Annotated in this window: 10 protein-coding genes and 1 tRNA gene; 6 read left to right on the top strand and 5 right to left on the bottom strand. The window is 52.0% G+C overall.

The window, feature by feature from the left end; genetic code table 11:
- Nucleotides 1-109: 109 nt before the first annotated feature.
- The 3 genes from FKW19_RS14305 to FKW19_RS14295 form a co-directional block, all read right to left on the bottom strand.
- Nucleotides 110-1,048 (bottom strand): polyprenyl synthetase family protein, encoded by a 939-nt coding sequence (locus tag FKW19_RS14305; RefSeq protein ID WP_089179132.1) that lies wholly within the window; start codon nucleotides 1,046-1,048, stop codon nucleotides 110-112.
- Between the two features lies 1 nt (nucleotide 1,049).
- The gene (locus FKW19_RS14300; RefSeq protein ID WP_003630879.1) at nucleotides 1,050-1,304 is read right to left on the bottom strand and encodes an exodeoxyribonuclease VII small subunit; all 255 of its coding nucleotides are present in this window, start codon (nucleotides 1,302-1,304) and stop codon (nucleotides 1,050-1,052) included.
- A 71-nt stretch (nucleotides 1,305-1,375) separates the two neighbouring features.
- Nucleotides 1,376-1,627: a sulfurtransferase TusA family protein gene (locus tag FKW19_RS14295; protein ID WP_035350809.1), complete on the bottom strand. Its 252-nt coding sequence runs from the start codon at nucleotides 1,625-1,627 to the stop codon at nucleotides 1,376-1,378.
- A 115-nt stretch (nucleotides 1,628-1,742) separates the two neighbouring features.
- On the opposite strand from FKW19_RS14295, the gene FKW19_RS14290 reads away from it, so the two are divergent.
- The gene (locus FKW19_RS14290) at nucleotides 1,743-2,636 is read left to right on the top strand and encodes an ROK family protein (protein WP_089179131.1); all 894 of its coding nucleotides are present in this window, start codon (nucleotides 1,743-1,745) and stop codon (nucleotides 2,634-2,636) included.
- A 26-nt stretch (nucleotides 2,637-2,662) separates the two neighbouring features.
- On the opposite strand, the gene FKW19_RS14285 is transcribed toward FKW19_RS14290, so the two are convergent.
- Together FKW19_RS14285 and FKW19_RS14280 are read right to left on the bottom strand one after the other, a co-directional pair.
- Nucleotides 2,663-3,454 (bottom strand): RlmE family RNA methyltransferase, encoded by a 792-nt coding sequence (locus tag FKW19_RS14285; RefSeq protein ID WP_089179130.1) that lies wholly within the window; start codon nucleotides 3,452-3,454, stop codon nucleotides 2,663-2,665.
- A complete protein-coding gene (locus tag FKW19_RS14280; protein WP_238331309.1) occupies nucleotides 3,451-4,575 on the bottom strand; it encodes a Ppx/GppA phosphatase family protein in 1,125 nt (374 codons plus the stop codon). The genes FKW19_RS14285 and FKW19_RS14280 overlap by 4 nt, the downstream gene beginning before the upstream one ends.
- Nucleotides 4,576-4,768: 193 nt before the next feature.
- Between FKW19_RS14280 and FKW19_RS14275 the strand changes: the two genes are divergently transcribed.
- From FKW19_RS14275 to fdhE, 5 genes are all read left to right on the top strand, one after another.
- A tRNA-Gln gene (locus FKW19_RS14275) sits at nucleotides 4,769-4,842 on the top strand.
- 42 nt (nucleotides 4,843-4,884) lie between these two features.
- On the top strand, nucleotides 4,885-7,938 hold the full coding sequence (gene fdnG, locus FKW19_RS14270; RefSeq protein WP_089179129.1) for a formate dehydrogenase-N subunit alpha: 3,054 nt from the start codon (nucleotides 4,885-4,887) through the stop codon (nucleotides 7,936-7,938).
- 9 nt (nucleotides 7,939-7,947) lie between these two features.
- Nucleotides 7,948-8,883, top strand: a complete 936-nt coding sequence (gene fdxH / locus FKW19_RS14265; RefSeq protein WP_089179128.1) for a formate dehydrogenase subunit beta — start codon at nucleotides 7,948-7,950, stop codon at nucleotides 8,881-8,883.
- A complete protein-coding gene (locus tag FKW19_RS14260; protein WP_089179127.1) occupies nucleotides 8,883-9,536 on the top strand; it encodes a formate dehydrogenase subunit gamma in 654 nt (217 codons plus the stop codon). Before fdxH ends, FKW19_RS14260 begins: the two co-directional genes overlap by 1 nt.
- A complete protein-coding gene (fdhE, locus tag FKW19_RS14255; RefSeq protein ID WP_089179126.1) occupies nucleotides 9,536-10,459 on the top strand; it encodes a formate dehydrogenase accessory protein FdhE in 924 nt (307 codons plus the stop codon). The genes FKW19_RS14260 and fdhE overlap by 1 nt, the downstream gene beginning before the upstream one ends.
- The last annotated feature ends 1 nt before the right edge of the window (nucleotide 10,460 follow it).

The raw sequence follows: 10,460 nt of genomic DNA, 5'->3' as shown, positions 1-10,460 counted from the left end.
CTGCTCAACCGAGAGATTGCGCAGGTCCGCCGGATACTCAACCCGGTCCAGCGCAGGAAAACGCCCTAACGTCGGAATCGGTGAAGTGTGGGGCTGATTGGTCATGAGTTCAGTTTTTCCGTTCGATCACATAATAGGCCAGATCACGCAGACGATCTGCCTGTGCGCCAAAGGGTTCCAGATCGGCAATGGCTTCTTCTGTTACGCGCAGGGCTTCTGCTCTGGCACCTTCAATACCTAGCAGAGCTACGAAGGTGGACTTGCCAGAGGCTTCATCCTTACCTGCGGTCTTGCCCAGTTCTTCTGCCGTGGCTGTTGCGTCCAGAACGTCATCTGCAATTTGGAAGGCTGCGCCAATATTTGCACCATAGGAGCGCAGGCGGCGGCGCAGATCAGGAGATGCTTGCCCCAGAATAGCCCCGGATTCTGCAGAATAACGGATTAGGCAGCCGGTTTTAAGTGCGTGGAGGTGGCGGACTTCTGCAAGAGGGAGTGCGCGGCCTTCGCCTTCCATATCAATCATCTGGCCGCCCACCATACCAGCAGCGCCAGATGCTTCGGCAAAAGCGGAAATCAGATCAATACGCACGTTTGCATCCGCATGGGTCTGGCTGGCCGCCAGAATTTCGAATGCTTTGGTCTGAAGAGCATCTCCAGCCAGAATGGCTGTGGCTTCATCAAACTTGCGGTGTGTGGAAGGTTGGCCCCGCCGCATATCATCATCATCCATGGCCGGAAGATCATCATGCACGAGGGAATAAGCATGCAGCATTTCAACAGAGGCGGCGACGCGTGCGGACTGGCTTTCTGGAACGCCAAAAAGGCTGGCCGTTACAATGGCAAGATAACCGCGTAACCGCTTACCTCCCCCAAGTGTTGCGTAGCGCATGGCTTCGATCAGCCGCGCATCGCCTCCTGTTGTAGGGGGGAGCAAGGTATCAAGCGTGTGTTCAATGACACGGGCGCGCGCACCCATATCCTGCTTAAGCAGGGCGCCATTATCTGATGCACGATTGATAGAAGGGTGTGTCGGGTTTGTCATCGACATCTCAGTCCATAGGTTTCATGTTCAGCGTTCCATCAGAACGCTGCACGATCGCCTGCACGCGGGCTTCAGCCTCGCTAAGCTTGGCCTCACAATGTTGCCGTAGGGCAGCCCCGCGTTCGTAGGCCGTTATTGCATCTTCCAGCTTTAGCTGCCCACCTTCCAAGCCGCGCACAATTTTTTCCAGCTCGGAAAGCGCATCTTCGAAAGACAGTGATTTGATGTTGTCCGACATGGCGCGGGGGTTCCTATCCGTCATGAGGGGCAGGCAATAGCCCGATATGCAGGGGTCTGCCAAGTCTTGGGTGGTGTGTGGCAGGCAGGATTTTTTTAGTTTGGCTTGTTTGCAGGCGCGCTGGTGCGGCATTTTACGGTAAAACAGAATACGCTGTTTTCATCCGTAAAAGCGATAAGGGCATGGCCGGTCTCACGGCAGAATACCTGAAAATCGGTTATGGAAGCGCGGTCTGTTGCTAATATTCGAAGCCGCTCTCCTGGTTGCATGGTTCGGAGAACACGGTTGGCCTTGAGCACGGGAAGTGGACAATTAAGCCCGCGTGCGTCAAGAACAGTTTCATTCATCTTGGCTGGTTCCTGCCGTAGGAGGTTGGTGGCATGTTGTTTGCAAAGTGTGCCACTTTCTTTTGCAACAGGAAACATTCTGTTAAAAGTTTAATAAAAACAGCAGGTTAAAAGTATGTCGGACTACCGTCTGGGAATCGATATTGGGGGCACCAAGATCGAAATCGTCGCTCTTGATGCCGAAGGGCAGGTGGTTTTGCGGCATCGTGTGAGCAACCCTGGTACGTATCAGGGCTTGCTAAGTGACGTGAAAAAATTGGTTGATGATGCGCATAGCCGCACAAATCCGTATGCCACTGTTGGGGTTGGCATTCCCGGTGCAGTAGATGCGCATACCCGCCTTGTAAAAAATGCGAATGCGACATGGCTGAATGGTCAACCTTTTGCAGATGATTTGCAGGATGTTTTAGGGTTTCCCGTTCGTGTTGAAAATGATGCCAACTGCTTTGCTTTGTCGGAAGCAACTGATGGAGCAGCAGCCGGACGCCATGTGGTGTTTGGTGTGATTCTTGGTTCCGGCATGGGCGGTGGTATTATTGTTGATGGTAAGCCCTTAAAAGGCTTGCATGATATTGCCGGAGAATGGGGACACATACCTTTGCCGTGGGTAAGGGAGGATGAATTCCCCATGCCAAAATGCTTTTGTGGTAATTCGGGTTGTCTGGAGCGTTTTCTATGCGGGCCAGCTTTGGCAGAAGCTTGGCAAGGGTCGGGGAACCGCAGCGTGCAGGGTATTGAGGATGCGGCTGCCGCTGGTGACATTGCGGCCCAACGCGCCTTGGATTTGTATGTAGATAGGCTGGGCCGCGCCTGCGCTCTTATCGTGAATATTATTGATCCGGATGCAATTGTTCTGGGTGGCGGAGTTTCAAACCTGAGCTGCCTGTATGAACGTGTGCCGGATGCTATGAAGCGCTATGTGATTACGCCTGAGTGCAAGACGGAGTTGTTGAAAAACAAGCACGGTGATAGCTCAGGCGTAAGAGGTGCTGCTTGGCTTTGGGGCTAATAAAGAGGTCGCAGGCCGCGTAGAAACTATGTGGTCTGCGCAGTGATGCGGTCTGGACGAAACCCTGTTGCAACCACGTAAAGCTCGCTAGAATCTTTACGGCTTGCGGGCGGTTTGGCGTGCCGAACCTGCGTAAAGGCCTGTTTCATGGTGTTGAGCATGGCTTTTTCGGAGCCGCCCTGAAACACCTTAGCAACAAACCCACCGCCTTCTGCCAGAATATCAAAAGCAAAGTGTAAGGCTTCTTCTGCTAACCCAATAATCCGTACATGGTCTGTTGGGGCGTGGCCCGTTGTATTGGGGGCCATGTCAGAAACAACCAGATCAGCTTTGCCGCCCAGCATGGAAATAAGGCGTGCATCCATTTCTGGGTCTGTAAAATCGCCTTCAATAATTTCTGCACCGGTTACGGGTTCCACAGGCAGAAGATCCACCCCTACAACTTGCGCCGCGCCGCGTTTAACCAGAACCTGTGTCCATCCACCGGGGGCTGCGCCAAGGTCTACAATGCGCATGCCTGGGCGAATAAGGTGGAAGCGATCATCAAGTTCAATCAGCTTGAACGCCGCGCGCGAACGCCAGCCCTGTTTATGAGCGGCCTGCACGTAAGGATCATTCAATTGCCGAGAGAGCCAGCGTTGCTGGGCTGTCGTGCGGCCTCGTGCTGTGCGTAATGAAACCGATTGCGCACGCATTTTTTGCGGAGCATCAGAATCGTTTTGCACTAAACGGCTGCCGGGTGTTGCGCTGCTCTTGCGGGCACGGCCAGGCACGCGCAACGTTGAGCTGCCAGTAGGGAGGTTTTTCTTTTCAGTCATAAGCCTGTTGCCTGCATGGAGTGGCGAAGGTGAGGGGGGATAGATAAAGACGCACGATTGCGGCGAGAAGCCATACCCGATTTGCCACGGATCATACGCAAAACCATGCCGTCGCGCAGCCCTCTGTCTGCAACAATAATATCTTCTACTGGCCAGACATCATGAATGGCCTCAAAGATGGCGCAGCCGGGCAAAACAAAAGGTGCACGATCCGGGCCAATGCATGGGTGACGGGCAATGCCATCAGCACCCATTTTTTGCAAAGTGCGCACAGCCAATCTGGCGCTGGATGCCGGGAGTAGGGAGCCATCTACAGCTGCACGTGCATAGCGCGGCAAATTTAAGATAAGGCTGGCAAGCGTTGTGACTGTACCGCTGGTACCTATCAGGCGTGTTTGTTTGCGTCTGATTTCCGGTTTGATCCGATAGACGTTCTCAAATTCACGCAGATGGTGGCGCGTATGCTCCACCATTTTACGGTAAGCCCGATCATCCGTGCTGTATGCGTGGCCAAACTGCTCGGAAAGTGTGATGACGCCAACCGGCAAGCTGAGATAGCCGATGAGTTCTTCTGTCTGACGCGTGGAATCTGTGCGCACCCATGCAATTTCGGTTGAACCGCCGCCAATATCAAACAGTAAAGCCCGATTGCGGGGTGGCCCAAAGCGTGGGTTGTGTAGCAGATTGGCGCAGCTTTCTACCGCAAGGCAGGCTTCTTCCCGCCCGGAAATGATCTTGATATCAAATCCCGTTTGCTGGTGAACCTGCTGAAGAAAGGTTTGTCCGTTTTCTGCGCGTCGGCATGCTTCTGTCGCCACGGCGCGAATTTCTCGAACAGGCCATCTGTTTAAACGTTCTGCGCACGTTTGCAGTGCTTCCATGGTGCGTTCCATGGCAGCTTTATGCAGTTTTCCGGTGTGATGCAGGCCTTCTCCAAGCCGCACCATACGGCTATAACTATCTACAACCCTAAATCCACCTGCTGTTTGGGTTGCAACCATTAAGCGGCAGTTATTTGTTCCCAGATCGAGCGCGGCAAAAAGATCTTCCTCTCCACTACATGGTGGAGAGGCCGACACAAATCTGCCAGACCGGCCGGTCCAGGAGGGGGGACGATCCATCTGTCCGGTCCTTAAACAAGAGGTTAAACCATATTGTTTCTTATTTTGGGCTCTCACGCGCAGGGAGCAAGACAAATATGTGACAAAATGAAAATTCTTTTGGAAAAAGGGGTTGCGCGCTCTGAAGCGGAATGCTAGATGAGCCTCACCGAACGGGAACGCTCTTTAAGAGCTTCTGTAAGGCCCAGTTTGCTGGGGGATAGTTTAGCGGTAGAACTACCGGCTCTGACCCGGTCAGCCCTGGTTCGAATCCAGGTCCCCCAGCCAATCTCTCATTCGGTTTTTTAATAAAACATCAGGGTGGTTTACATGGCCTTGGGGCGCAGAGAGTTTTTGCGGAATACTGGCGCATGTGTGGCGGGTGCCAGTGCTGTTGCGCTTGGTTTTGTGCCGCCAGTTAAAGCTTTGGCGCAAGAAACGCGCCAGTACAAGCTGCTGCGTGCCAAGGAAACACGCAACAACTGCACTTATTGTTCGGTTGGGTGCGGGTTGCTTATGTATTCATTGGGGGATGGCGCTAAAAATGCCAAGCCCAGCATCTTTCATATTGAAGGTGATCCAGACCATCCTGTCAGCCGTGGTTCTTTGTGCCCAAAAGGTGCGGGGTTGGTGGATTTCATTCACAGTGAAACACGCCTGCAATATCCTTCTTACCGTGCCCCCGGAAGCCGAGAGTGGAAGCGCATAAGCTGGAAGGAAGCGACTGACCGTATTGCCCGCCTTTTAAAGGATGATCGGGATAAGAATTTTATTCAGCGGAATGAAAAAGGTGAATTGGTTAATCGCTGGCTGAGCACAGGTATGCTGGCATCTTCTGCCGCCAGTAATGAAACCGGACTGCTGGATTTTAAGTTTGCGCGGGCGTTGGGTATTCTGGGGCTGGATTGTCAGGCACGGCTTTGTCATGCGCCTACGGTTTCTGCATTGGGTGCCAGCTTTGGCCGTGGCGCAATGACCAACAATTGGGTGGATATCAAAAACGCCAATGTTGTTCTGATTATGGGCGGCAACCCAGCAGAGGCGCATCCTGTTGGTTTTAAATGGGTTATGGAAGCCAAAACCCGTAATGGTGCCCAGGTTATGGTGGTTGATCCACGGTTTAACCGAAGTGCAGCCGTTGCAGATTTTTACGCGCCAATTCGTGCGGGTTCTGATGCCGCTTTTATGTTGGGTGTTATCAATTATCTGCTGACGCACGATAAAATTCAGCATGAATATGTAAAGGCCTACACAAACGCCGCGTTGATAGTGCGTGAAGACTTTCAGTTTCATGAAGGTCTGTTCACGGGGTATGATGCCGCTACGCGCAGCTACAATACAACTTCGTGGGATTACGAGCGCGATGAACAAGGGTTTGCCAAGCAGGACCCAACATTCCAGCATCCACGTTGTGTACTAAATCTTTTACGCAACTATACCAGCCGCTATACGCCAGAGCTTGTTTCCCAGATTACGGGCACGCCGGAAAAAGATTTTCTGCATGTATGTGAAACACTGGCATCTACGAGTGTGCCAGATCGTACGTCTACGTTCCTGTTCGCTCTGGGTTGGACCCATCACACCAACGGGTCTCAGATCATTCGCGCGGCATCTATGGTGCAAATGCTGTTGGGTAACGTGGGGATGCCCGGTGGCGGCCTGAATGCTCTGCGCGGACATTCCAACATTCAGGGTTATACGGACCTTGGGCTGCTTTCAACGCGTCTGCCTGGGTATATGAACCTGCCTAAAGACAACCAGCAAACATTGGATGCCTACCTGCTGGCGGTTACTCCAAAAGCGGATGAGCCCAAGGAGGTTAATTATTGGCATAATGCGCCCAAGTTTTTTGTAAGCCTGATGAAAACCTTATGGGGGGATCACGCTACAGCTTCCAATAACTGGGGGTATGATTGGCTGCCAAAGTGGGACCGCAGTTACGATATGCTGGCCTATTTTGAACGTATGCAGCAAGGCAAGGTCAACGGTTACATTGCGCAGGGCTTTAACCCGCTTGCTGCCATGCCAGATAAAAACCGTATGCGTGATGGCTTAGCTAAATTGCGTTTCCTTGTAACAATTGATCCGCTGGATACAGAAACATCCAATTTCTGGCAGAACGAGGGCGTTTACAATGATGTAAGGCCTGAAGATATCCAGACAGAAGTTTTTCGCCTGCCTTCTTCCTGTTTTGCAGAAGAAAATGGTTCAGTGGTGAATTCTGCACGTTGGTTGCAGTGGCATTATGCAGGCACGCAACCACCGGGAGAGGCTTGGAATGATGGACGCATTCTGGGTACCATCTTTACCAAGTTGCGCGCTTTGTACGCGAAGGAAGGGGGGATATGCCCAGAACCCGTTCTAAATATGCAGTGGAACTACCGAGACCCGGAAGATCCTACGCCAGAGGAAGTGGCGCAGGAAGCGAATGGTTATGCGTTGGCAGATATTCAGGATGCCGCAGGCAAGGTGGTTGTTAGAAAAGGGGAGCTGCTGCCTGATTTTTCTGTGCTGAAAGATGATGGCACAACAGCCAGCTATTGCTGGGTGTTTGCTGGTTCATGGACAGAGGCCGGCAACCAGATGGCGCGGCGCGATAATACGGATACAGGTCTGGGTAATACACCCGGTTGGGCGTGGGCTTGGCCTGCAAACAGGCGCTTGCTTTACAATCGTGCATCGTTGGATCCACAGGGGCGCCCGTGGGACCCGCGCCGCAAGATTATTGAATGGAATGGCCAGCGTTGGGGCGGGGCAGATGTGCCTGATTACCCGCTTACATCTCCGCCGGGTAGCGGTGTTGGGCCATTTATTATGCAAAGTGAAGGTGTAAGCCGTCTTTTTGCGGGGGCATCGTTGGTAGATGGGCCTTTCCCCGAACATTATGAGCCAACAGAAAGCCCGGTATTGGCGCCAGCGTTGGGGAGCAAGGTGCGGCATAACCCAGTGGCCCGACAATTTGCAGATGAAATACCGCGTATGGGCAGCCCGTCAGAGTTTCCATATGTGGCCACAACTTATTCCATTACAGAGCTTTTTCGGCATTGGACAAAGCATTCACATCTAAATGCCATTATGCAGCCAGAGCAGTTTGTGGAAATAGGGGAGCGTCTTGCTGGCAAACTGGGCATTGCCGCGGGTGATACGGTGCGAGTGTCTTCCCGCCGTGGGTATATCGAGGCCAAGGCAGTAGTCACCAAGCGGCTTAAACGCCTGAATGTGATGGGGCAGGAAGTTGATCAGGTTGGAGTGCCCTGCCATTGGGGTTTTAAGGGTGCCACACGTAAAGGCTTTTTAGCCAATACACTGACACCAGCCATGGGCGATGCAAACTCTCAAACCCCAGAGTTCAAGGCCTTCCTTGTTAATGTTGAAAAAGTCTGAGGTGCGCTGATGAGCATGCAGTCACAGGACATTATTCGCCGTTCCGCCACCAATGGGCTTACACCATCACCTCAGGCGCGACGGCATGAGCAGGAAGTCGCCAAACTGATTGACGTTTCTCTCTGCACGGGTTGCAAGGGGTGTCAGGTTGCCTGTTCGGAATGGAATGATCTAAGGGACGAGGTTGGGCACAACGTAGGGGTATATGACAATCCCACCGACCTAACAGCAGAAACATGGACCGTCATCCGCTTTGATGAAGTGGAGGATGAGGGGGGCAAGCTGGAATGGTTGCTGCGCAAGGAAGGATGTATGCACTGTGAGGATCCGGGCTGCCTGAAGGCCTGCCCAAGCCCGGGTGCTATTTTGCAGTTTGCTAACGGCATTGTGGATTTTCAGTCTGAACAATGCATTGGTTGTGGGTATTGTATTGCGGGGTGTCCGTTTGATATTCCGCGTATCAATACAAAAGATAACAAGGCTTATAAATGCACTTTATGCGCAGATAGGGTTGCTGTAGGGCAGGAACCCGCTTGCGTAAAAACCTGCCCGACCGGCGCTATATCTTTTGGTTCCAAGGCAGACATGAAAGATCTGGCGGCAACGCGTGTGGAAGATCTTAAAAGTCGCGGGCATGAAGGTGCAGGATTGTATGATCCGCCGGGCGTAGGCGGCACGCATGTTATGTATGTGCTGACCCATGCCGATAATCCAACCCTTTATCACAGATTGCCAGCCGAACCTCATATCAGCCCGGTTGTGCGTGGTTGGAAGGAATGGCTGAAACCAGTTGGTGCGCTTGGCTTTGTTGCCACGTTGGCAGGTGCCTTTGCACATTACATGGCCGTTGGCCCCAATACCACGGATGAAACATTGCCGAAGGTTTCTGAACAGGAACGGATGGCGGCAGATGAAAAGCCGGACCAGAACGGGAGTGATGCGTAATGGATACCCAAAATCTTATACTACGCACAAAGTTTATGGATCGGCTTTGCCATTGGACAATGGTTGCCTGTTTTTTTCTGGTTGCGCTTTCTGGAATCTCATGGTTTTTCCCTAGCCTGAACTGGCTTGGGTATGTGCTTGGGCCACCGCAGATGGCGCGGTTGCTGCACCCGTTTCTTGGTATAACAGTATTTATATTGCTGATGTGTATGTGCGTGCGCTTTGTGCACCACAACCTGTTTGTGCGCACAGATATCACGTGGTTTCGCCATATTGTTGATGTGCTGATGAACAAGCATGGTGAGAAATTACAGATCGGCAAATACAATGCAGGCCAGAAGATATTGTTCTGGGGCATTATGTCACTTATCAGCCTGCTTCTGGTAAGTGGGTTAATAATCTGGCGCGCCTATTTTGCTATGTATTTTCCCATCCCTGTGGTGCGGCTGGCTTTGCTGGCGCATTCTGTTGCAGGGCTTGGACTTATTCTGTTGGTGTTGGGGCATATCTATATGGGCATATGGGTACGGGGTTCTATTGGCGGTATGATTACAGGCTACGTATCCCGTGCGTGGGCGCGGCAGCATCATGATCGATGGTATGAAGAGGAAGTATTGCCTGCTGAAACATCTTCTGCAAAGCGGCCACATTGATGCGTGCTGAAACCGATATTGTCCCGCTGGATAAACGCACGCCGGGCGTGCAGGCTATTGAGCCACTGATTTTTCCGGTTCTGGAAGCTGTATATACCCGCAGGGAAAAACGGCTACGTTTTCTGGCAGAACAACGGGGTGAGGCGGAGGGAGGATATTTTAAATTTCTTTCTCATCTTGTTTTGGCACAGCAGCAGATTTTGAAACATATGTCGCTGAGTGTGGCAGACGGTTCTGCTATTCGTGCTTTGCCAAAGCAGGGATGTGATCAAGATCAGCTTGAAAAGTTGTTGCTGGCAATACCATACTGGCAACAGGCGTTTTTATTTTTGGTGCAGCAAGTAAAATCTGTTGTTCCAGAAGAAACGCACATAATGTTGGAAAGCTACAGGCAGGATATGCCAGCTTTAAAAAAGTCGGCCATTCACCTGTTGCGCGGGAATTATACGCAGGTTGATGCCGGGTTAGCCGTTATACTATGGGCCGCTTTATCTGTTTCTTGGGCGCAGGCTGTTGGGCAAGACCAGAAGCATATTCAACAGACACAACCTGTTGGAGAGGCCAGATTATGCCCTTGTTGTGGTGCCCAGCCGGTAGCCAGTCTTGTATTGGGCGGAGACCGTGAGGGGTTACGTTACCTTCAGTGCAGTTTGTGTGAGACACGTTGGCACAGAGTGCGTGGTATCTGCGTGGAGTGCGGTGCATCTGCTCATGTTGAACACTGGACATTTGAAGATTTAAAAGCTCCGGTTCAAGTCGAAAGCTGTGGAGACTGCAAAACATATCTAAAGGTTTTTCGGTTGGATTATAAGCCGGATCTGGATGCCGTTGCAGATGATCTGGATAGCTTTACTTTGGATACAGCCGTAGAACAGCAGGGGTTTTCGCGCGCAGGTTTGAATCCGTTCTCATTTCCGGGATAAT

Source organism: Acetobacter sp. DmW_125128 (assembly GCF_008704325.1).
GTDB classification, from domain to species: Bacteria; Pseudomonadota; Alphaproteobacteria; order Acetobacterales; family Acetobacteraceae; genus Acetobacter; species Acetobacter oryzifermentans.
Note: the sequence above shows the minus strand (reverse complement) of the source record. Positions and strands in the feature narration are given on the sequence as shown.

Excerpts from the sequence above, each read along its gene's own strand:
- FKW19_RS14300 (WP_003630879.1), bottom strand. The coding sequence starts at position 1,304 with ATGACGGATAGGAACCCCCGCGCCATGTCGGACAACATCAAATCACTG.
- FKW19_RS14280 (WP_238331309.1), bottom strand. The coding sequence starts at position 4,575 with ATGGATCGTCCCCCCTCCTGGACCGGCCGGTCTGGCAGATTTGTGTCG.
- fdxH (WP_089179128.1), top strand. The coding sequence starts at position 7,948 with ATGAGCATGCAGTCACAGGACATTATTCGCCGTTCCGCCACCAATGGG.
- FKW19_RS14285 (WP_089179130.1), bottom strand. The coding sequence starts at position 3,454 with ATGACTGAAAAGAAAAACCTCCCTACTGGCAGCTCAACGTTGCGCGTG.
- fdnG (WP_089179129.1), top strand. The coding sequence starts at position 4,885 with ATGGCCTTGGGGCGCAGAGAGTTTTTGCGGAATACTGGCGCATGTGTG.
- FKW19_RS14305 (WP_089179132.1), bottom strand. The coding sequence starts at position 1,048 with ATGTCGATGACAAACCCGACACACCCTTCTATCAATCGTGCATCAGAT.
- FKW19_RS14260 (WP_089179127.1), top strand. The coding sequence starts at position 8,883 with ATGGATACCCAAAATCTTATACTACGCACAAAGTTTATGGATCGGCTT.
- fdhE (WP_089179126.1), top strand. The coding sequence starts at position 9,536 with ATGCGTGCTGAAACCGATATTGTCCCGCTGGATAAACGCACGCCGGGC.
- FKW19_RS14295 (WP_035350809.1), bottom strand. The coding sequence starts at position 1,627 with ATGAATGAAACTGTTCTTGACGCACGCGGGCTTAATTGTCCACTTCCC.
- FKW19_RS14290 (WP_089179131.1), top strand. The coding sequence starts at position 1,743 with ATGTCGGACTACCGTCTGGGAATCGATATTGGGGGCACCAAGATCGAA.